We start from the raw sequence: 21338 nt of genomic DNA on the forward strand, positions 1-21338 counted from the left end.
ATTGTATTTTTGACAACCGCTCCGTATTTTAGCCTTTGATTTCCCTCGTTCCGGCAGAAGGATTTTGCCTGGCCGGGGTCGTATATAACAATATGCAGCTATTTTATGAAACCGGGTGGTCTGGGTTTGAGTGAGTTAAATATACGCCACATTGTTGTGGATGGTGATGCTTGCCCGGTCAAAACCGAGATTGCGCAAACAGCTCGCCTTTTCAACATCCCCGTATTGTTAGTCTCTTCATTTGATCATTTGCTTCAAGGAGGAGAAGGGGTACGAACCGTGCAAGTGGATCGCAGTGATCAGAGCGCAGACCTGTATATTGCTAATCATATTAAGCCATATGATGTGGTTATCACTCAGGACTATGGACTTGCGGCACTTGCGCTTGGCAAACGTTGTTATGTTTTGTCCTTTCGTGGTCGTGAGTTCAACGATCGTGACATTGATTTCATGTTGGATTCTCGTCATACTGCGGCCAAAGCACGAAAAAGAGGCCATTACGGGAAAGGCCCAAAGCCTTTCACAGAGCAGGATCGAGAAATGTTTCAACATAAACTGACAAAACTTTTAAAAGATTTGCAGGAGAATGTGTAAGTTTATCGAATTATATTTACGTGTTGAAGAGATGAAGGTGGCCAGAGATGAGTACCGGACAAGGCGGTATACCCGAAAGTATTATTGAATCGGTGTTACAGCAGAATGATATTGTCGATACGGTGAGCCGATTTGTGCATCTGACCAAACAGGGGAAGTATATGAAAGGCCTCTGTCCTTTTCATTCCGAGAAGACGCCTTCGTTCACCGTTACACCTGAGAAACAAATTTTCTACTGCTACGGTTGCGGCACGGGCGGAAATGCCATCAAATTCAGGATGGAAATCGAAGGGTTATCCTTTCCCGAGGCTGTCAAAACGATGGCGGAAGAAAGTCACATCTCTATGGGGGACTGGCAAGGGCGTGAATCTGCTCATGTGAATCCGGAGACAGAACGTCTGTTGGAGGCTTATGAGCTTACCGCGAAGCTGTATCATTTTTTGTTGAAAAATACAGAGCACGGCAAGTCAGCCATGGAGTATTTACGCTCAAGAGGTTTTGGCGACAAGTTGATTGACCAGTTCCAGATTGGTTTCGCACCAAATCGTTGGGACACACTGGTACAATTTCTTGAGAAACGTAACTATCCACTCGAAGAGATGGAAAAGGGTGGACTTCTGTCACCCCGAAATGAAGGTCAGGGATATGTTGATCGATTCCGAGACCGGATTATGTTCCCGATTAATGGCAGGAGCGGCAAGCCGATTGCATTTGCAGGACGCATATTGGGAGATGGGCAACCGAAGTATCTAAATTCACCGGAAACCCGGTTATTTAACAAAAGCCGTGTTCTCTATAATCTGCATCATGCCAAGAATGCAATTCGCAAACAAAGACAAGCCATTTTGTTCGAGGGATATGGTGATGTCATCTCCGCATGGGACCAGGATATCCAGAATGGTGTAGCGGCAATGGGCACTGCGTTAACCGAGAATCAGGCACTGATGCTCAAAGGGATGTGCGACGAAGTCATCATATGTTATGACGGCGACAGAGCAGGACAGGCTGCTGCACTCAAAAACTTCCCTATTCTTGAGGAAGCTGGATTGCAGGTCAAAGTGGCTCTCATTCCCGAGGGACTTGACCCGGATGATTTTATCCGGAAGCATGGTGGTGAACGGTTCCGAAACCAGATTGTGGACGGTGCCGTGACAACTACAAAATTTAAACTTATAAACTTAAAAAAAAGCCATATACTGCTAGAGGGTGGCGGACAAATCGCCTATTCGAAAGAAGCAGTAAAGTTGATTGCACCCTTACCTTCTCCAACAGAAAGGGAAGTGTATCTTCGTGAACTGGCTGCAGAAGTGGACGTATCGTTCGAAACATTGAAGCAGGAGTGTAATGAAGAACGGGAGGCGATGAAAAATAACCTCCAGTTTGGGGATAATAACCCGAAAAGGTGGAATAATGGTAGGCAACAAAATAGGCAGGTGCCTACACCCAATCTGTTGCCGGCTTATCACGCTGCCGAACGCAAACTGATTGCCTGGATGTTGCAGGATGATGAGGCTGCCCAGTACGTGAATGAGCATCTTGGTGAAGCTTTTAACTTGGATGATCATGCAGCTATTGCTGCTTATCTATATGCCTACTATGCGCAAGGCAAACCGTCGGATACAAGCCGTTTTATGTCTTCACTGCATGACGATCGCCTGGAAAAGACGGTTAGTTCAATCTCGATGATGGATGGTCCAGGTGAATGGAGTATTCAAATGCTCGATGATTGCATCAGGGAAGTGCTGAAGCATCCGCGTAAGAAAGAGTACGATTTGAAAAAAGAAGAAATGATTGCTGCAGAGCGGGCAGGTGATTCTGTACGCGCGGCACAGATTGCAATTGAAATGATTGCCCTAGAGAGACAGTGAACGTCTGATGATTAGATGTTTCTAGGGAGGAGGGAGTCGAATTATGGCGAATGATCAGCATACTGAACTAGAAACAGAATTGACACTGGATCAGGTTAAAGATCAATTGATTGAATCAGGTAAGAAAAGAGCTTCGCTGAATTACAAGGAAATTATAGAGAAACTCTCTCCTTTTGAGCAGGATGCAGAGCAAATGGATGAGTTCTATGAGCAACTGAGCGATCTGGGTATCGATGTAGTGAATGAAAATAATGAAGAGGTTACACTTCGTCCTAGTGAAGATTCCGAGAACAACACCAGAGAGGGAGAGGACGAATTCCACTTTGATGATGATCTGAGCTTGCCGCCAGGTATCAAAATCAATGACCCTGTCCGTATGTACCTCAAGGAAATTGGTCGTGTGCCACTGTTGTCGGCAGATGATGAAGTACAACTGGCTAAACGGATTGAGAACGGGGATGAAGAAGCCAAGCGTCGTCTGGCTGAAGCTAACTTACGGCTCGTTGTCAGTATCGCCAAGCGTTACGTTGGACGTGGAATGTTGTTCCTTGATTTGATTCAGGAAGGTAATATGGGTCTGATCAAAGCGGTTGAGAAGTTCGACCACAAAAAAGGATACAAGTTCAGTACGTATGCTACATGGTGGATCCGCCAAGCGATCACTCGTGCTATTGCTGACCAGGCGCGTACAATCCGTATCCCTGTGCACATGGTGGAGACGATTAATAAGCTGATCCGGGTATCCCGTCAGCTGTTGCAGGAACTTGGGCGTGAACCGACACCAGAAGAAATCGCTGCTGAGATGGATCTGAGTGTAGAGAAAGTTCGTGAAATTACGAAGATTGCACAGGAACCGGTTTCTCTGGAAACACCGATTGGTGAGGAAGATGATTCCCATCTGGGTGACTTCATTGAGGATCAGGAAGCACTTGCTCCGGCGGATGCTGCTGCGTATGAGTTACTGAAAGAACAGCTCGAAGATGTATTGGATACACTGACTGAACGTGAAGAGAACGTGCTTCGTCTACGTTTTGGTCTGGATGATGGACGGACGAGAACGCTGGAGGAAGTCGGCAAGGTATTTGGTGTTACGCGTGAGCGTATTCGTCAGATCGAAGCCAAGGCTCTTCGTAAGTTGCGTCACCCGAGTCGTAGTAAACGACTCAAGGATTTCCTCGAATAATCGAACTATGGGAGACTTTCCGCAAGACGCTTTAGCGGCGGCGGGGTCTCCTTTATTTTTAATTTAAACGTCTTGATTTCTTGGTTTTGGAAATTCATCCTTGAAATGTTTTATTGGATTTTATTTTATCGCTTTTCCTTGTTCAATGCAAATCAATAAATTAAATGAATGGTGTAGGTGCTTCATGAAACTTTCGAATCGATTACAGCGAATACATGATCAAATTCCCGATGGCAGCCGCATGGCTGATATCGGTTCAGACCACGCGTTGCTGCCAGTAGCCGCAATCCGCAGTGGGAAAGCTGCAAGTGCAGTAGCCGGGGAAGTCAATCCTGGCCCTTATGATGCTGCATGCAAACAAGTCAGTGATGCTGGCCTGAAAGAAAAAATCACGGTGCGTCGTGGAGACGGTCTTGATGTGATCTCTGCGGGTGAAGTGGATGTCATCACCATCGCAGGCATGGGCGGTGCCTTGATTGCTTCTATTTTGGATAGAGGTTTATCCAAACTGGAAGGAGTCCAGTTACTTATTTTGCAACCAAATGTGGGTGAGGATATCCTCAGACGCTGGTTACTGGAGCATCACTGGGTGGTTGTAGCAGAACAGTTGCTCGAAGAAGATGGCAAGATTTATGAGATTATAACGGCGATGCCACAATCTGTAAGCCCGATTGCCAATGTAGAGGTGTATCGTGCACGTCCGCTTCAAGGCGGGACAGAATTGACGGAAGATTTGCTACTACGGATGGGGCCTTATTTGGTTGATCGACCGACGGATGTATTTTTTTCCAAATGGGAAAGTGAGATCGTCAAACTGCAAGGGGTTGTTAACTCCATCTCCAAATCCGATCAGGATTCTTCCCGGGACAAGGCGGCTGAGGTAGAGCGTCTTATCGCAAACTTGAAGGAGGTTTTGGCATGTTTGCCAAAGGTCAAACTGTAATTCAACTGATGGAGCAACTCGCTCCCAAACATCTGGCTGTACCGGATGACCGCATTGGTCTCCAGCTTGGCAGTTTGCAAAAAGAAATCCGTCACGTGTTAGTAGCTTTGGACGTGACGGATGAGGTGGTGGACGAAGCGATTCGTATCGGTGCCAACCTGATTATCGCTCATCACGCGATCATTTTCCGTCCGGTTAAGTCACTGAGTACAGATACACCTATGGGTAAATTGTATGAAAAGCTGATTAAGCATGATATTGCTGTCTATATCAGTCATACAAACCTGGATGTGGCCGAGGGTGGGATGAATGACTGGATGGCCGATGCACTTGGCATCGAGAGTAAAGAATCGCTGGAAGATGTACACACAGATCATCTGTACAAGCTGGCTGTCTTTGTGCCTCGTACCCATCATGAACAGGTTCTTCAGGCCATTCTGGAAGCCGGAGCGGGGAGTATCGGTCAATACAACAAGTGCAGCTTTAACACGGAAGGTACAGGAACATTTGTACCTGGTGAAGGGACTCAACCGTTTATCGGTACCCAAGGGCAGATGGAACGTGTGGAAGAAATGCGTATTGAGACCATCGTACCCCAAAGTCTGAGAAGTAAGGTTGTTCAGGCGATGCTTAAGGCTCATCCATATGAGGAAGTGGCCTATGACCTCTATGCAATGGATTTAAAGGGCCGTACGCTCGGTCTGGGACGCTTGGGACCCCTTAGGGATCCTAAGACATTAGGTGAGCTAGTGGAGGTCGTGAAGACCCAATTCAATGTGCCTCATGTGCGGGTAGTAGGAGATCTGAACAAGCAGATCAAAAAAGCAGCGGTTCTTGGCGGCTCTGGCAGCCGTTACGCGCTGACTGCCCGCTTCAAAGGTGCGGATGTTATTGTGACCGGAGATATTGATTATCACACGGCTCATGATGCGTTAATGGCAGGTATGTGTATCATCGACCCGGGACATAATTCCGAGAAGATTATGAAACCGAAAACAGCGGATTGGCTTCGTTCCCGTTTGGAAGAGAAACGATATGATACGCAAGTTACGGCTTCTGAGGTAAATACGGAAGTGTTCCAGTTTATCTAAAAAGACCGTTGCTGTGCAGCTCCCAGTAATATTAAGCTTGTCTGGGAACCTAAATGCCTGTATACTATGTAATGTTGTTCGGAAAGCTTGACAGACAATCGCTGGTGGCCTTTGTTGCCACGAGAGGAAAGTCCGGGCTCCACAGGGCAGGATGCTGGATAACGTCCAGTCAGCGCGAGTTGAAGGATAGTGCCACAGAAATGGACCGCCGATGGCCGGATTTTCCGGCACAGGCAAGGATGGAACCGAGGTGTAAGAGACCCCGAGGAACGCTGGTGACTTCGTTCCTGGTAAACCCCATCTGGAGCAAGACCTAATGGGACACAGCCGCCTCTTCGGAGGAGGCAACCTTAGCCCGAGGTGTGTCTAGGTTGGTCGCTTGAGCTGTGCAGCAATGTATGGCCTAGATAGATGATTGTCGCTTCTGGTGGGAGGGTAGTTCCCGTATGAACCACGAAGAGCACAGAACCCGGCTTACGGTAAGCTTTCCTAACTGCAACAACAACACTATTGCAACACAATGTAGTCCACCTATCAGTCGAGGACAACTCGTATGAATTATCCGATGGCCTGACTGATCAGAAGGACCCATGAACATCTAAAAAAACTTAACTCCTGTTGATAACAGGTTCTATAAAAATAAGGCGGCAGTTCCGATATTCTCGGGCCTGCCGCCTTATTTTTGTTTCTCATATCAAGTTATTAATCTTCATATGCTAATGGAATAGTCAAACGTTTATGACAGTTCATTACAGTGTAACAACACTGTCCGATGTTAAGGAAGCATGCCAACGTTGGATGGCGCGATCCATTCTTTCCACGGCTTCCGGAAGGAGCTCAGGGTCCGTATGAGTAAAGTTGATCCGCATGCGGTTTAACTCTGGTGTACCTGCATAGAAGGAATCACCAGGGACAATGCACACTTTCTCCTGGATACCGTAAGTGAACAGATTGCTTGCAAGCATGCCTTCAGGCAATTGCAGCCACAAGAACATACCACCTTGTGGTGAATTCCACGAGATGCCTTCCCAAGCTTTGGCTGCCATAAGAGTAGTCAATGTTTTCATGCGTTGTTCGTAATCCTCTGAAATATGGCGGATATGCGCATCCAGATCGAAAGATTCAAGCAGTGCATGAAGCGCTCTTTGGTCAATGCTGCTGGAGTGCAAGTCGGCACCTTGTTTGGCTCGTGCTGCCATTTTGACAATATCGGGAGCGGCCAGAATCCATCCCGTACGAAGGCCAGGTGCTACCGTTTTGGAGAATGTACTGGTGTAGATAACGTTGGAAGGGCCGTCATAGGATACTGCATCCAGTTCTGCAAGAGCAGGGACATCCAATTGCTCCGGATTAAACCGAATTTCACCATAGGGATCATCTTCCAGAATGAGTACTCCATACTTGCGGCACAGATCCACAGCCTGCTGTCTTCTTTCTCGCGACCATACTTTTCCCGTAGGATTGGAGAACGTGGGATTAATGTAGACAAGTTTTGGACGATGCAACTGGAGCTGTTCCTCCAGAGATTCAGGCAACATGCCGTGATCATCACAGGCTACGCCGTGAGATTCAGCCTGATAGGAATGAATGACTTGCAGAGCAGCGAGGTAGGTTGGTGATTCAACCAATACGCGGTCACCCGGGTCGAGAAGGATGCGGCAAACCAAGTCGATGGATTGCTGTGAACCCGTAGTGAGAAGCATGTGATCGGGTGAAGCGGGAATGCCCTTGGATTCAAGACGTTCAGCGATTTTGGCGCGAAGAGGACGGTAACCCTCAGTCTCCGCATATTGAAGAGCGGCTGCTCCGCTCATAAATACTTTTTCATATGCAACGCGGATGGCTTCCAGCGGGAATGAAGTCTGGGCGGGTAATCCACCGGCTAGAGAGATCATTCCAGGTGCCTGAGCGGCCTGGAGCATGTCGCGAACGACAGAGGACGGGGTGTTTTGTGCCATTTTGGACCAAGGGATACTCATGTTATTCTCATCTCCTGTTATTCACTGTTATACTGATATTATAAACTATAATAGACGGACTACACTATAACAGTAAAATGAAGATCATAACAGTTGGGGGAGCACATATGCATATTGAATTAAAGCGGGGAAGCAGTACCAAATTGTACGTGCAGATTGCGCTAACGATTGCCGATCGCATCAGATCAGGACTCATTGAACCCGGAACCCGACTTCCTTCTGTTCGTAAAATGACCGCGGATTTGGGTGTCAGCCTGGTCACTGTATCCAAAGCATATGCTGAACTTGAAGCGATTCAATTGATCACCTGCTCCCAGGGGAAAGGTTGTTATGTGAGAGGTACATTGAACGTGGATCAGATGGAGGATGTGGACCGAACGCAGCGAAACAATGCCAACAGTGAATCCAGTACGTCATGGAATTGGCAGATGGCACTGGTGGATTATTTACCGCGAGCCCAGCTCTGGAGACATTTTGATACGTCACCTCAAGTGCGGTATGAACTTCATATGTCAGCGATTCAGCCTGAACTGTTGCCTACACGAGAGATTATCGACAGCGCCTACCGACTCTCCTCTGATCATACAGAGCGTATGGCAGCTTACGGATCTTTTCAGGGGGATCGGGAGCTTAGACAGATCTTGGCCGAACACTTTGCCGAGCGTGGACTACAGGCTGCACCTGAACGCATGTTAATTACAAGTGGTGCTCAGCAGGGGATCGATCTTGTGGCACGGACTTTTGTCGGACCTGGTGATGTTGTATACATGGAGGCACCAAGCTATACCGGAGCCATTGATGTATTTACGAGTAGAGGCGCGAAGATCATTACGGTCCCGATGGATGACGAAGGCATGCGTATTGATCTGTTGACCCGATTATGTGATACCTATCCGCCCAAGCTGATCTATACGATCCCGACCTATCACAATCCAACAGGTATCACGATGAGTGCAAGAAGACGAGCACAACTTCTTAATCTCGCGCAAAGCTACCACTGCCTCATTCTGGAGGACGATCCGTTTGCAGATCTTTATTTTCGGGACCCTCCCCCGGCTTCCATTAAATCGATGGATGGGACAGGTCATGTCGTATATATCAAAAGCTTCAGCAAGGTGTTGTCTCCCGGTTGCCGTATAGCCTGCGCCATCGCAGACGGAAGTGTATTGACCCGGCTTGTGGCCGCGAAATCTACGGCCGATCTGGGGAGTCCGCTGCTTACACAAAAGGCACTGCAATCTTTCATTCAGAATCAGTACGGTGCCTATGTATCCCGATTGAGGGATGAATTGTATTCTCGCTTGTGCGCAGCATCTGAAGTGCTGGAAGAGCATGCTACTATGGGCATGCAATGGCGCTTGCCAGAGGGAGGGCTCAATCTGTGGCTCCAACTTCCAAGTAACTTAGATATGCGTGAGTTGCATCATCAGTCACTTGCTGCAGGGGTCTCTTTCCTCCCCGGTTCAGCCTGTTATGTAGGGGAGATGGATACACCAAGTCTGCGTATCTGCTTCACGGTAACAAACGTTGAGCTTTTGTGTGAGGGACTTCGTGTACTGTGCCAAGTCATTGACAGAGTAACACCTGGGCAGGGTGGGACAGTGGCGGACAGGCTACCGCTCATATAATTTTTCGGACTATGGACATACATCCAATCCACTTTCGATCTGTTGCAATAGGTTATAGTATCACCAGAAAGGGAGTTGGTTTTGAAATGAACCATTACTGTCCACCGCTTTGCCCGATTGTCTGTGACCCGATCCAGGTTGTTGAGGATTATTACATCCCACAAATCGTGCCTGTAATCCACCCGATTGAAGTGATCAAAAAACATCACTGTGTTCCGATTCATCACCACATGTATCCTGTTGTTGTCAAAGAAGAAGACCCTTGTTATGTATCCAGCCATAATCCGAAGAAAAAATCCGTGAAAAAATCAAGCAAAGCCCGCACAACTTCTCGCAAACGCTAATCGCAGCGGGTGCCCCGGGGAATTGGATATAAACCAAAAAGAGCAGCGTACGCCCCGGGGCGCAGCTGCTTTTGTATTTTTTACAGATTATCCTCATTACGCTTACTGCGTATACTTTTTCATCGTATTATCCATTTGTTGTCTGACATGTTGCGGCCAGAACTGCAAAGGAGCGCTGTTGCCTGATGCGGCTTGCAGTGCCTTATAGACATCGATTTGACCATAGCCGAAATACTTATCGTGACCCGGATCACCGAGGTCAATAACACTTTGGCGCATCAAATCCATCACTTCCGTGTTGGTCAAGTCCGGGTTCAACGAACGAATCAAACCTGCAAGTGCGGCTACATGAGGGCTAGCCATGGACGTTCCAGACAAGGCCGCATACTGATTGTTTGGATAGGTACTGGCGATACTGGACCCCGGAGCCATCACATCCACATAGTCCCCGTAGTTGGAATAGGAAGCTTTGCTCATATCCGGGTCCGTAGCAGATACGGCAAATACTTCCGGATAAGCAGCAGGGTATCCTGGACGCTCGGTATTATCGTTCCCCGTGGCTGCAATCAGGACGATATCCCGGTCAAAAGCGTATTTAATGGCATCATGAAGAAATTGCGCATCAGCATAATTGCCCAGACTCATGTTGATAACTTTGGCTCCATGGTCGGCTGCCCAGATGATGCCTTCGGCAACGGCGTATGTGGTACCAGAACCTGAGTTGTCGAGTACTTTAACGGGTAGTACCTTGTTATACCAGCTCATGCCTGCCACGCCTTCGTTATTGTTGACAATAGCGCCGATAATGCCTGCAACGTGTGTTCCATGTCCCACATCATCCATAGGTTGGCTTCCGGGCTCGACCACATTATAACCTTCAAGGAGCTTGCCCTTCAGGTCAGGGTGATTCATATCAACCCCCGTATCAACTACTGCTACGATGACATCTTTGTTTCCCTTGGTAATATTCCAACCTCTGTTTGTCTCAATCGCAGGCAGGTTCCACTGATAATCGGAGAACAAAATGTCATTGGGTATCGTTACATCTGTTTGTTCAGTTACAGTATCATTGGTTAAATACATATAGTGGGGCTCCATATAGAGTGGATTCCATTTGCTTTCGAAATAACTATGCAATTGTTTGTAACTCATATGTTCTGACCGAAAAACATACGTGTATCCCAGCTTGCGCGCAGATTGCGCTCTCAGATCGGATTTAATGATACGCATATCCCGTTCACCGGGATCTTGGCGAAAACGGATGACGATTTCATTTTCATAAAAATGACTGGCATTTGCATTATCATGTCCAGTTTTTACTGTGATTTCGTTAAGCGTATCCGGGTGAACAGACTCAATTTTGAATTTACCCTCACGCGGATAAGGGATCATGCGCAGATTTTTGCGCTGATGTTGTTCAACAGCATTTAATACGTTCTGACTGAACAAGGCAATTACAGCTCTTTTGCCATCTTTGGAGGGTTGCCCCATAACAAAATATTTTTCTTTTCCCAAAGGAAAAGAAGAGGATTCAAAACTTTGACGTTTGTTTACCGCTTTTTTGGCAAGGTTGAGCGAATGTTGAAGCTTCTGTTGTTCCAACTTGCTTCCTTGTGTGGAGGCGTGATCAAAGGGCTTGTTAAAAGAGCCATTGGTATTCATGAGATGAATGGATCTGATATGTTCATGTGAATTTTGGAGATCATTCACATATCGGCTAACCTGCGCAGCATTCATTGTGGCGGTTTTCTCCAGCATGATACTGAGATGTTGCTTGGCATCCATACGGGTCAGAAGATCGGTTGCTTTGACATCCTGCACTTTCAGACGCTGTTTACTCGTGTGCTCCTCATGAGCAGAGTCAGACAGGGCACCTGGCTTAGGTTCGGGACGATTGGATGTTGGAAGCAGGAGTGTCAGAGCGAGTGCTCCTGCACCAGCTGCAAGGGCCCAGTTAATCCATTTCGGTCTGGACATGGTGGATGGAACCTCCTTCGTTCATTTTGGACAATCATTAACAGTGCTTCGTCGTTGTCACTGGTCATATCTATCGTTAGAAAAAGCGGATATTTTTATGCAGGCGGGTTCGAGTCTAACTGCGTATAATAGGCATGTTTAACGGCAGAAGCGGAAAGCATGATTAAGGGATACCGCTCGTCATCTTTTTATGGTAGGATTATAGCTGAGAATTCAAAGGTCAGGGGAAAACCACCGTTGGCCGACCTATATGTAAGGACTTATTTAAGGGGGAGCTACCTTTATGTCAGCAGCCAATGTACAGAAAACATGTGAGTCAACTAGGGAAAAGTTAAAACCGGCTATCGATCGGATTGAAAATTTTTTGAATGAGAATGCTTTGCCTGAACTGGATCAGAATCAGACGGAAGAATCAACAGCCTTCTACAAAGGATTTCTTTCAGATCTCCGTCATTTGCTCGTTTTTTCTGAAGTTTCTTACGAAAAACTTGGCGTTGTGCTGCGTCGTGCCAACTTTGATGTCGATTTTGCCGAAAAGGCTCTTTATAATACGTATCACCAATGCGTAAACAGCTTTTTCTATCCCAAAAATGAATGTTATTCCGAAGACGGAAGATACGCTTACACAGGACAAGATGCCATTCGTTTCCGTGACAAGCCAATCCGTGCAGTACGGGATGTCATTCTTGAGGTTTCCAAAACGTACGAAGAATTGCGCGATGATCTGGCATATTATGAAAGTGATTACCTGACTCAGCGCCGTATGCAAAATCAACGGAATCACGCCTAATTAACGTTTAAACCTGAATATGAAATTGGACGAAACCGCCCTTGTGGCGGTTTTTTTGTGTTTTTAGTGAGAATCAGACGAGGTGTGATCATGTCATCATCTGGCATTTTGACGGGGAATATCAGGTTTGTGGCGGGGAGACAATAGTAGTCGAGGTGATAAAAAATGAGCCAAGACAAACCAATTGTCAAATGCAGCGTCTCCAACTGCAACTTTTGGGGAGAGAACAACTTCTGCCACGCTGATGCCATCATGATTGACATCGACCAACATGCCACCCGTCGTCTGCATGAGGAATTTGCCGGTGAGACATTTGACTCCGATCACCATGATCATGCACGCACATCCTCTGCAACATGCTGTCACACGTTCAAACCCAAGTGAGCAGTCATCCCTATTCATAACGGAGGTGCTTCCCAATGAAAAATGACGATAATAAGTTTAATTTGCAGGATCGCCCTAAAATCAATGTTGACGGTGAAAAACAGCGTATGCGCGTCGATTATCCCAGAAAAGCACATCGGGAAGAATACGGGGCAGAGGTCGCTCCTCCGACTGTCGTAAGAACTGGAGGTACCGAACGGGCAGAGCCTGTACCTGAGAAGCATGAGGCAGACCGGGTCATGGAATCAACAGGCAAGGTTGCGGGTTACATGGGACTTGCCTTCGGGATCGCGTCTTTGTTTATGTGGTCAATCGTACTTGGACCGGCCGCAGCTGTACTGGGTTACTATGCCTATGTGAATGGTCGTAAGACAGCGGGAGCCTGGTCCATTGGACTGGGTGTTGTAGCTACGCTGAGTTATTTTTTCATGATTCCATTCGCTCGTTAACGTGTAAAATGATTCATTCAAAAGCCTTCTGTTCTCACCCAAATACGGTGAATTACAGAAGGTTTTTTTCGTATATGCGCAGGTTAAGTGGAGAGATTTATATATTTTTTTGAAAACAATGGAACCTTGCTGTAAAACGATGTAGAATAAGGTCATAATACGCTTAAATTATACGGGAGTGGGTATAACTCATGCAGATTGATCCAAGCGGATCGCGGCAGTTGTTGGAACTGCAATTGTCCAATGTGAATAACCAAACCAGTGGATCACAATCGGATGCTGGTTCAACAGTGGATTTCGCAAATGTGATGGACGGGCTGTTAGGTACGGGTGCCAATTCGACAAGCAATACAGATTCCACCGCGACGGTCTCCAAAAGATCCAGTGATGGTCTGTTGTGGCTGCAACTCGGAAGCACGTACAATCCAGATATAAATACGGCAGGATCGTCCTCTGTCTCCAATAACATCGTTGAGTCTTTATTATCTTCATCCAATACAGGAATCGTGGATTCAGGTGCATCTGTACCTACGGATTATGAATCTTTGATTGCCGAGGCAAGTGTCAAATACGGTGTTCCTGAATCATTGATCAAGGCCGTCATTGACACAGAGTCCAATTTTAACCCAAATGTCGTGTCCTCCGCCGGTGCCAAGGGGCTTATGCAATTAATGGATGGCACGGCTGCAGGGCTGGGTGTGAGTAATTCATTTGATCCTGCCCAGAACATTGATGCGGGTACGAAGTATCTTTCCCTTCAGCTCCAGCGTTTCGGTGGAGAAGTGAAGATGGCACTTGCTGCATATAATGCAGGACCCGGTCGTGTTTCACGTCTGGGCGTGTCGAGTGATAGCGAACTGATGAGTGTACTTAACCGTCTGCCTTCAGAAACACAGAATTATATCTCCAAGGTGGAGAAGGCACAGTCGAAATATGTGATCTAAACTCACAGATAGACATTTGTGAAAACACATGATAGGCAGGATGAGATCAAATGTGGGAGCAGAAGCGCTTGAAACGCCTGTTCCCGGTTGGTCTTTTTGTGTTGTATGGGTATCGTGTTACAATGCTCACTGTAGGTTCAAGAACGAAGAGATAAGGGAGGTCTAACCTCATTTGAAATATTTTGATTATGCTGCAACCACACCTCCCCATCCTGATGTGATTCGTACGATGGCCGAAATTATGGAGACACAATTCGGTAATCCGTCCTCCATCCATGGGTATGGAGAGCGTGCCGATCAGTTGCTGCGTCGTGCTCGATCTGGATGTGCTGCGGCAATCGGCGTTAAGCCAGAAGAGATTGTATTTACTTCCGGTGCGACAGAGAGTAATAATCTTGCGATAAAAGGTGCGGCATTACGTTATCAGTCACGAGGCAGACACATCATCACAACAGCTACCGAGCATGCCTCTGTGTACGAAAGTGTTATGCAATTGCAGCAGTGGGGATGGGAAGTGACATTAGTTCCCGTGAATTCCGATGGAGAGGTCAACGCTCAGCAGGTTGTAGACGCGATCAGGCCCGACACGGTGCTTGTAAGTCTGATGCATGTAAACAATGAAACAGGAGCCATCCATCCGATTGCAGAAATCGGCAAACAGCTCAAAAAGAAAGCACCACGCGTGCTTTTCCATGTGGATGGTGTTCAGGGTTTTGGGAAAATGGAGGCGACACCTGCCGCTTGGGGTGCAGATCTGTACAGTCTGTCTGCTCACAAGATTCGTGGACCGAAGGGAGCAGGTCTCCTTTATGTTCGAAGTGGAGTAGAGCTTACCCCACTATTGTCAGGAGGATCACAGGAGCAAGGCCTAAGAGCAGGCACAGAAAACGTGGCCTTGCTGGTAGGCATGGCAAAGGCTATGCGAATGGCAGCAGAAGATCAGGTTGATTTTGCCCGGCGTACAACGGTGCTCCGTGATCGATTGATGGAAACGATACGTGCCATTCCTGAATTTGAATTAATAAGTCGCCCAGAGGGTGCACCTCATATTGTACACTTCTCCTATCCCGGGATGAAGGCAGAAGTGGCGCTGCACACCTTGGAGCAACTTGGCGTAACCATATCGACCCAATCTGCCTGTTCTTCGCGTTCGGCTGAACCGAGTCGGGCTCTACTTGCGATGGGCAGAGATGCAGCTTGTGCTATTGGCGGATTGCGTATTAGTCTTGGAGATGAACATACAGAAGAAGATGTAGCCTTGCTTGAACAGGCTTTACATCAGATGGTGGCGCAGTTGCGGCCCCTCGAAAGGCGGATGTAATGGATATGAAATATGATATGCTGCTTCTCCGTTTCGGAGAGTTTATGTTAAAAGGGAAAAATCGTGCCCGATTTGAGAAAACGATCATTACACAGGTGAAAGCTTTGCTTAAACCTTATCCAGGAGCGAGCCTTCGCAAAGAATATGGCCGTGTCTATGTGGATCTTGGCGGTGAATCACATATTGAACTAATTAAGGTGCTGAAGCGGGTCTTCGGTGTGATGTCGATTAGTCCGGTTAAAGTTACTCCATCCGAGCTTGATGAGATTGTGAAAACAGCAGTTGCGTTTATGGACGAAAGGGAAGACGAATTCAAAGAAGGCACCACATTTAAGGTAAATGTAAGGCGGGTTTGGAAAGAGTTCCCGAACTCCTCCCATGAAATGAACCATTTGGTCGGTTCCCCGATCCTTCGGAAGTTTCAGCAATTAAGTGTTGATGTTCGTCAACCTGATATTGAACTGCGAGTGGAAATTCGGGATCAGGGTACCTATATTTTCAACGAAACCATTCCGGCAGTAGGTGGGTTTCCGCTGGGCACGAATGGAAAAGCGATGGTACTGCTATCAGGTGGAATAGACAGCCCGGTGGCAGCCTGGTCTTCCATGCGCCGTGGACTGGAAGTGGAATGTGTACATTTTTACAGTTACCCGTTCACAAGCGAGCGCGCCAAAGAGAAAGTCATTGATTTGGCACGTGCCCTTGCTGATCATGCGGGAACAATCAAGCTGCATCTGGTTCCATTTACGGAGATCCAAACGGCATTTACCCAGCTGGGTCAGGATAATCTGATTATTACGCTGATGCGACGTTCAATGCTGCGAATTGCCTCCAAACTTGCCGAGCGTGAGCGGGCATTAGCACTGATCACCGGGGATAGCTTGGGCCAAGTTGCAAGTCAGACTCTTCCGAGTATGAATGTCATTGGTCGTGCGACGGATCTGCCACTGTTGCGACCACTGGTTATGATGGATAAACAGGAGATCATTACCTTGTCCAAACAGATCGGAACGTATGACATTTCTATTTTGCCATATGAGGATTGCTGTACTCTCTTTGTGCCAAAGTCACCTTCAACCAATCCAAATCTTCGAATTGTGGATAAAATAGAATCAACAATGAGCCATCTGTCAGAATGGGTGGATCAAGCGGTGGAACAAACTGAAACGATCACGCTGCACGCCGGTGAAACTTCTGTGGTAACGAATCCAACAGGAGACAATGGCATGAAGGATGACTGGTTCTAAACTCAATAAAAATTAGCATGGCTGACATAATAAGGGCTATGTTAACTGCAAAAAAGGACTGTCCGATGAAATATCGTTCAGTCCTTTGCTGTATTCAGAATGAAATTTTTAGTTTAAATTAGCCTACGAATAGGAGCGCTGCTGTTCCCCACCAGATCCCTTGTGGCCGGAACTGCTGGAGCGTTTGCGATAACCTGCAAAGACTACACCTGCAATAACCACAACGATAAAGAGAATGCGCAATGCCGGATGTTCCGTAAAGTAAGGCAAGAGTCGCTGTTCCTCAGTGATCATATTGGAAGCCGTATACCCGAGAACAATGGCTCCGACATAGATAATCCAAGGAAAGTGATTAATTAGCTTGATAAACAGGGTACTGCCCCAGACGATAATAGGTACACTAATCAGGAGTCCAAGGATGACAAGCACGAGATGCTGCTGCGCTGCTCCAGCAACTGCAATCACGTTATCTAATCCCATGGCTGCATCCGCGATCACGATGGTACGAATAGCGGTCCACAATGAAGTTCCCGCCTGGACATCATTGTGTTCATCTCCCTGATCCGCCAATAATTTATAGGCAATCCAGATCAGAAGTATGCCTCCCACAAGCAAGAGCCACGGAACTTTAAGCAACCATAAAACAACAACTGTTGCTAAAATTCGAATCAAAAGTGCGCCGCCAGTTCCATATAGAATCGCCTTTTTCTGCACGGAAGGGTGCAAGTTTCGAGCTGCGAGACCAATGACGATGGCATTATCCCCAGCCAGAATTAGATCAATAAAGACAACGTTCAGCAAAGCCAGCCAGAATGTGGGACTAAATAGCTCCATGATATATGTCACTCCTTATATACGGTTCAATCATTAAGAATAGCATGGACAACTCCGACATACAAGTTAATGTGGGGGGATGAGGACATGGATACACTATGGCTGTTAACTGAAATTTTAATGATCAATCTGGTATTAAGTGGAGATAATGCGGTTGTTATTGCGCTTGCCAGCAAGGATCTGCCACCAATACAACGCAAAAAAGCGGTATGGTGGGGAGCTTTTGGCGCGGTGCTGCTGCGTTGTGTGTTAACCTTTGTAGCGGTATTATTGCTGGGGATTCCCTTTATCCAAGCGGCAGGTGGGCTGTTGCTACTCTGGATTGCAGTAAAGCTGCTGCTTCAAAATGAGGATGAAGTACATATTCGAGAAGCTTCTACGACCTGGAAAGCCATTCAAACCATTCTGATTGCCGATTTTGTAATGAGCTTGGATAATGTTTTGGCCATAGCGGCTTTGGCAGATGGAGATTTGGCTCTGATCGTCATTGGTATTGCAATCAGTATCCCCATCGTCGTATGGGGGAGCGGCTTAATTGTTGGTTTGTTGAAGCGATTTCCGATTCTTGTATTCGTTGGATCAGGCATCCTGGCCTTCACAGCAGGTGAGATGGTGATGAAAGACCCCAAGTTAGGAGAATGGCTGGGAGGTATGGCATCAGAGGTGCATACGCTGCTACCCGTAGCCATGGCTTGTCTTGTGGTTGCGATTGGAGGCGCACATAAATTTGTGCGGAAGAACGCATAGTTTAATTTTGGATAAAAGCTTGAACATATGACCGTCTGAACCGTCCGGTTTAGGCGGTTTTGTGGTGAGATAATACGCTTGTCAATACAACAATCATTGGGCTGGTCATAAGTTGCACATTTTAGGGTAATACAGGTAAAGGACGCACGCAAAGTGCGACATAAAGTATAGTTTTTTGCCGAAACATCGGATACACTAGAAGCATGATTAAAGGTTTGATTATCAACAGTCAGCATGGAATGCGTATCGTTTATGAAGAAATAAAGTACATAGCCATAGTATAAGAGGTGATTTTAGATGAGGATGAGAAATGAAAAAGCGATTGGACTATTTATTGTAGCAGCGGGAATTATTATTCTGCTTGGCAAGTTTGGCGTGTTTGGATTTATTGGTCGTAATTTCTGGCCTTTGCTGATCCTGCTGCCAGGCATCGCCCTTCATGCGTTATATTATGCGCGTATTTCACCATCGTGGTCACTCGTTCCTGCCGGCATACTAACGGTGTATGGTGTTTTATTTAGTATAACGAATACCTGGGGCGCTGGACTTATGAGCAGGCTGTGGCCAGCATTCTTGCTTGGGATCGCCATAGGGTTACTCGAATATGGAATGGCTGAACGGCGAAGACCGGAATATGTGTTACCTGCAGCTTTGATCCTTGGTGCGGTGTCCATCATATTATTCGGATTTACCTTGCTGCAAACGGGAATAATCTATGTACTTGCTGTCCTTTTGATCTTGGGTGGAGTCTGGTTATTACTTGGACGAGGACGTCAAGGGAGAGGCTGGTAATATTCCCAGTGGTCTTTTCGTGCGAAATATCTTGATTTTTACCTATAATAAACTATAATATAAGGGATATAGACATGCGTCGGGATATCACCGACGCTTATTTTGTGAGTAACCTGCGAAATTGCGGGAAGTTTAAGTAGATATGATTTGAAATTGGAAAGGATATGGATACAAAACATGCATTCAAGAGAACACATTCGCAATATTGCGATTATTGCCCACGTCGACCACGGAAAAACAACACTCGTTGACAAGTTGCTCCAGCAATCCGGTACTTACCGAGATCACGAAACGGTACAGGAGCGCGTAATGGACTCCAACGATTTGGAGCGTGAACGCGGTATTACGATTTTGGCCAAAAACACGGCTATAACTTATAAAGATTACTTGATTAATATTGTGGATACACCAGGACACGCCGACTTCGGTGGTGAAGTTGAACGTATCATGAAAATGGTTGACGGTGTATTGCTCGTTGTTGATGCTTATGAAGGCTGTATGCCACAAACGAAGTTTGTACTTCGTAAAGCACTTGAGCATAACCTGACACCAATCGTTGTTGTAAACAAAATTGACCGTCCAGCGGCTCGTCCGACTGAGGTTATTGATGAAGTATTGGACCTGTTCATTGAACTGGGTGCCAACGATCAACAACTCGAATTCCCTGTTGTATATGCTTCCGCATTGAACGGAACATCCAGCATGGATAATGATCCTGCCAAACAAGATGACAACATGATGGCGATCTACAATACCATCGTTAGTCATATCCCACACCCTACCGAAAATGTTGAAGAACCACTTCAATTCCTCGTTACTTTGATGGACTACAATGAATACCTTGGCCGTATTGCCATTGGTCGTGTTAACCGCGGTGTGATCCGTCAAGGACAATCGGTAACGGTTATTATGCGTGATGGTAAGAGTAAAACTGCACGTATCGAGAAACTGTTTGGTTTCCAAGGTCTCAAACGTATTGAGACGGAAGAAGCAGGAGCAGGCGACATCGTTGCCATTGCAGGGATCAAGGACATCAACATTGGTGAAACCATTGCCGACCCTAACAACCCGGAAGCTTTGCCAGTTCTGAAAATTGATGAGCCAACACTGCAAATGACGTTCCTCGTGAACAATAGTCCATTCGCAGGTCGTGAAGGTAAATGGGTAACTTCCCGTAAACTTCGTGAGCGTTTGTTCAAAGAGTTGGAAACAGACGTTTCCCTTCGTGTTGACGAAACGGATAGCCCTGATGCATTTATCGTTTCCGGACGTGGTGAGCTTCACTTGGGTATCCTGATTGAAAATATGCGTCGTGAAGGATATGAGCTTCAAGTATCCAAACCAGAAGTTATCGTAAGAGAAGTTGACGGTAAGAAAATGGAACCTGTTGAGCGCTTGTTGATTGATATCCCTGAAGAGAGCATGGGTTCCGTAATGGAGAGCCTGGGCGCACGTAAAGCAGAGATGGTTAACATGGTTAACACAGGTAGTGGTCAAGTTCGTCTGGAGTTCCTGATTCCAGCACGTGGTTTGATCGGATACAGCACAAACTTCCTGACATTGACTCGTGGTTACGGTGTAATGAACCATGCATTTGACAGCTACGCTCCAGTAGTATCCGGTCAAGTGGGTGGACGTCACCAAGGCGTGTTGATCTCAACTGAAACGGGTACATCTACGTTCTATGGCATGATGGGCGTTGAGGATCGCGGTACGCTCTTCTTGGAGCCGGGTACTGAAATCTACGAAGGTATGATTGTTGGTGAACATACACGTGACAATGATATCGTTGTTAACATCTGCAAAGAAAAACAACTGACTAACGTTCGTTCTTCTGGTAAAGATGATACGGTTAAAATTAAAACCCCGATTATCTTCTCATTGGAACAGGCGCTTGAATATCTGAATGAAGATGAATATTGTGAGATTACACCAAAATCTATTCGTCTTCGTAAAAAGATCCTGAACAAATCCGAGCGTGAGCGTGCAGAAAAACAACGCAAAATGGCTTCTAAAGCCTAATAACAACAAAATAAACTATATAAGTTAGCATTTGATGGGCCCGGCAAGTAACGAGAGGGTTGTACAGCTAAAGTAGTGTAGGGATCAGAATCGATTCTGAAGAAGCGAAGCGCTCGCCTTTATCCCCGGATTTTACCATTGAAAAATGGATCAAAAAAATCTGGGGATAACAGCGATCAGAAGAACGAGCTGAGACCGAAA

At 46.6% G+C, this 21338-nt stretch carries 19 protein-coding genes and 1 other RNA gene; 17 read left to right on the top strand and 3 right to left on the bottom strand.

All coding sequences use genetic code 11. The features are described 5' to 3' along the window. Positions 1–105: 105 nt before the first annotated feature. The 6 genes from MKY28_RS04810 (at position 106) to rnpB (ending at position 6171) form a co-directional block, all read left to right on the top strand. Entirely contained in the window at positions 106–594 is a 489-nt protein-coding gene (locus tag MKY28_RS04810) for a YaiI/YqxD family protein (RefSeq protein WP_047843776.1), read from the top strand. 47 nt (positions 595–641) lie between these two features. Next, positions 642–2462: a DNA primase gene (gene dnaG / locus MKY28_RS04815; protein WP_036615029.1), complete on the top strand. Its 1821-nt coding sequence runs from the start codon at positions 642–644 to the stop codon at positions 2460–2462. Between the two features lie 43 nt (positions 2463–2505). Beyond that, positions 2506–3645: an RNA polymerase sigma factor RpoD gene (gene rpoD, locus MKY28_RS04820; RefSeq protein ID WP_017687256.1), complete on the top strand. Its 1140-nt coding sequence runs from the start codon at positions 2506–2508 to the stop codon at positions 3643–3645. Positions 3646–3829: 184 nt separating this feature from the next. Continuing rightward, positions 3830–4588 carry a tRNA (adenine(22)-N(1))-methyltransferase gene (locus MKY28_RS04825; RefSeq protein ID WP_100527037.1) on the top strand — a complete coding sequence of 253 codons (759 nt, stop codon included), beginning with the start codon at positions 3830–3832 and terminating at the stop codon, positions 4586–4588. Beyond that, a complete protein-coding gene (locus MKY28_RS04830; RefSeq protein WP_076328102.1) occupies positions 4564–5679 on the top strand; it encodes a Nif3-like dinuclear metal center hexameric protein in 1116 nt (371 codons plus the stop codon). Before MKY28_RS04825 ends, MKY28_RS04830 begins: the two co-directional genes overlap by 25 nt. Positions 5680–5761: 82 nt before the next feature. Next, positions 5762–6171: RNase P RNA component class A (gene rnpB, locus MKY28_RS04835), an RNA gene on the top strand. A 257-nt stretch (positions 6172–6428) separates the two neighbouring features. On the opposite strand, the gene MKY28_RS04840 is transcribed toward rnpB, so the two are convergent. Next, complete coding sequence (locus tag MKY28_RS04840; protein WP_036615022.1) at positions 6429–7658, bottom strand: aminotransferase-like domain-containing protein; 1230 nt, start codon at positions 7656–7658, stop codon at positions 6429–6431. A 107-nt stretch (positions 7659–7765) separates the two neighbouring features. Here MKY28_RS04840 and pdxR point away from each other — a divergent pair, with 107 nt between their 5' ends. Both pdxR and MKY28_RS04850 read left to right on the top strand, forming a co-directional pair. After that, the gene (gene pdxR / locus MKY28_RS04845; protein ID WP_036615019.1) at positions 7766–9286 is read left to right on the top strand and encodes a MocR-like pyridoxine biosynthesis transcription factor PdxR; all 1521 of its coding nucleotides are present in this window, start codon (positions 7766–7768) and stop codon (positions 9284–9286) included. Positions 9287–9372: 86 nt separating this feature from the next. Further along, the gene (locus tag MKY28_RS04850) at positions 9373–9630 is read left to right on the top strand and encodes a hypothetical protein (protein WP_036615016.1); all 258 of its coding nucleotides are present in this window, start codon (positions 9373–9375) and stop codon (positions 9628–9630) included. Positions 9631–9732: 102 nt separating this feature from the next. Here MKY28_RS04850 and MKY28_RS04855 read toward each other — a convergent pair whose 3' ends face one another. Further along, the gene (locus MKY28_RS04855) at positions 9733–11607 is read right to left on the bottom strand and encodes a S8 family peptidase (RefSeq protein ID WP_340935175.1); all 1875 of its coding nucleotides are present in this window, start codon (positions 11605–11607) and stop codon (positions 9733–9735) included. 283 nt (positions 11608–11890) lie between these two features. On the opposite strand from MKY28_RS04855, the gene MKY28_RS04860 reads away from it, so the two are divergent. The 6 genes from MKY28_RS04860 (at position 11891) to thiI (ending at position 16742) form a co-directional block, all read left to right on the top strand. Further along, on the top strand, positions 11891–12397 hold the full coding sequence (locus tag MKY28_RS04860; protein WP_017687263.1) for a YpuI family protein: 507 nt from the start codon (positions 11891–11893) through the stop codon (positions 12395–12397). A 165-nt stretch (positions 12398–12562) separates the two neighbouring features. Further along, positions 12563–12781, top strand: a complete 219-nt coding sequence (locus MKY28_RS04865) for a DUF1540 domain-containing protein (RefSeq protein ID WP_074095869.1) — start codon at positions 12563–12565, stop codon at positions 12779–12781. 35 nt (positions 12782–12816) lie between these two features. Continuing rightward, positions 12817–13230 (top strand): hypothetical protein, encoded by a 414-nt coding sequence (locus tag MKY28_RS04870; RefSeq protein WP_036674813.1) that lies wholly within the window; start codon positions 12817–12819, stop codon positions 13228–13230. A gap of 191 nt (positions 13231–13421) precedes the next feature. Continuing rightward, a complete protein-coding gene (locus MKY28_RS04875) occupies positions 13422–14174 on the top strand; it encodes a lytic transglycosylase domain-containing protein (RefSeq protein WP_340935176.1) in 753 nt (250 codons plus the stop codon). Positions 14175–14346: 172 nt separating this feature from the next. Next, on the top strand, positions 14347–15495 hold the full coding sequence (locus tag MKY28_RS04880) for a cysteine desulfurase family protein (RefSeq protein WP_340935178.1): 1149 nt from the start codon (positions 14347–14349) through the stop codon (positions 15493–15495). Positions 15496–15500: 5 nt separating this feature from the next. Further along, positions 15501–16742, top strand: coding sequence for a tRNA uracil 4-sulfurtransferase ThiI (gene thiI / locus MKY28_RS04885; protein WP_100527636.1), 1242 nt, complete (start codon positions 15501–15503; stop codon positions 16740–16742). Between the two features lie 123 nt (positions 16743–16865). Here thiI and MKY28_RS04890 read toward each other — a convergent pair whose 3' ends face one another. Then, complete coding sequence (locus MKY28_RS04890; protein WP_036615002.1) at positions 16866–17576, bottom strand: TerC family protein; 711 nt, start codon at positions 17574–17576, stop codon at positions 16866–16868. Positions 17577–17663: 87 nt separating this feature from the next. Here MKY28_RS04890 and MKY28_RS04895 point away from each other — a divergent pair, with 87 nt between their 5' ends. The 3 genes from MKY28_RS04895 (at position 17664) to typA (ending at position 21137) form a co-directional block, all read left to right on the top strand. After that, positions 17664–18323, top strand: coding sequence for a TerC family protein (locus MKY28_RS04895; protein WP_047843767.1), 660 nt, complete (start codon positions 17664–17666; stop codon positions 18321–18323). A gap of 297 nt (positions 18324–18620) precedes the next feature. Beyond that, positions 18621–19115, top strand: a complete 495-nt coding sequence (locus MKY28_RS04900) for a hypothetical protein (protein ID WP_143781059.1) — start codon at positions 18621–18623, stop codon at positions 19113–19115. 177 nt (positions 19116–19292) lie between these two features. After that, positions 19293–21137, top strand: coding sequence for a translational GTPase TypA (gene typA, locus MKY28_RS04905; protein ID WP_036674819.1), 1845 nt, complete (start codon positions 19293–19295; stop codon positions 21135–21137). The last annotated feature ends 201 nt before the right edge of the window (positions 21138–21338 follow it).

This window comes from Paenibacillus sp. FSL R5-0473 (assembly GCF_038004565.1).
GTDB classification, from domain to species: Bacteria; Bacillota; Bacilli; order Paenibacillales; family Paenibacillaceae; genus Paenibacillus; species Paenibacillus amylolyticus.

Excerpts from the sequence above, each read along its gene's own strand:
- MKY28_RS04810 (WP_047843776.1), top strand. The coding sequence starts at position 106 with ATGAAACCGGGTGGTCTGGGTTTGAGTGAGTTAAATATACGCCACATT.
- dnaG (WP_036615029.1), top strand. The coding sequence starts at position 642 with ATGAGTACCGGACAAGGCGGTATACCCGAAAGTATTATTGAATCGGTG.
- rpoD (WP_017687256.1), top strand. The coding sequence starts at position 2,506 with ATGGCGAATGATCAGCATACTGAACTAGAAACAGAATTGACACTGGAT.
- MKY28_RS04825 (WP_100527037.1), top strand. The coding sequence starts at position 3,830 with ATGAAACTTTCGAATCGATTACAGCGAATACATGATCAAATTCCCGAT.
- MKY28_RS04830 (WP_076328102.1), top strand. The coding sequence starts at position 4,564 with ATGTTTGCCAAAGGTCAAACTGTAATTCAACTGATGGAGCAACTCGCT.
- MKY28_RS04840 (WP_036615022.1), bottom strand. The coding sequence starts at position 7,658 with ATGAGTATCCCTTGGTCCAAAATGGCACAAAACACCCCGTCCTCTGTC.
- pdxR (WP_036615019.1), top strand. The coding sequence starts at position 7,766 with ATGCATATTGAATTAAAGCGGGGAAGCAGTACCAAATTGTACGTGCAG.
- MKY28_RS04850 (WP_036615016.1), top strand. The coding sequence starts at position 9,373 with ATGAACCATTACTGTCCACCGCTTTGCCCGATTGTCTGTGACCCGATC.
- MKY28_RS04855 (WP_340935175.1), bottom strand. The coding sequence starts at position 11,607 with ATGTCCAGACCGAAATGGATTAACTGGGCCCTTGCAGCTGGTGCAGGA.
- MKY28_RS04860 (WP_017687263.1), top strand. The coding sequence starts at position 11,891 with ATGTCAGCAGCCAATGTACAGAAAACATGTGAGTCAACTAGGGAAAAG.
- MKY28_RS04865 (WP_074095869.1), top strand. The coding sequence starts at position 12,563 with ATGAGCCAAGACAAACCAATTGTCAAATGCAGCGTCTCCAACTGCAAC.
- MKY28_RS04870 (WP_036674813.1), top strand. The coding sequence starts at position 12,817 with ATGAAAAATGACGATAATAAGTTTAATTTGCAGGATCGCCCTAAAATC.
- MKY28_RS04875 (WP_340935176.1), top strand. The coding sequence starts at position 13,422 with ATGCAGATTGATCCAAGCGGATCGCGGCAGTTGTTGGAACTGCAATTG.
- thiI (WP_100527636.1), top strand. The coding sequence starts at position 15,501 with ATGAAATATGATATGCTGCTTCTCCGTTTCGGAGAGTTTATGTTAAAA.
- MKY28_RS04890 (WP_036615002.1), bottom strand. The coding sequence starts at position 17,576 with ATGGAGCTATTTAGTCCCACATTCTGGCTGGCTTTGCTGAACGTTGTC.
- MKY28_RS04895 (WP_047843767.1), top strand. The coding sequence starts at position 17,664 with ATGGATACACTATGGCTGTTAACTGAAATTTTAATGATCAATCTGGTA.
- MKY28_RS04900 (WP_143781059.1), top strand. The coding sequence starts at position 18,621 with ATGAGGATGAGAAATGAAAAAGCGATTGGACTATTTATTGTAGCAGCG.
- typA (WP_036674819.1), top strand. The coding sequence starts at position 19,293 with ATGCATTCAAGAGAACACATTCGCAATATTGCGATTATTGCCCACGTC.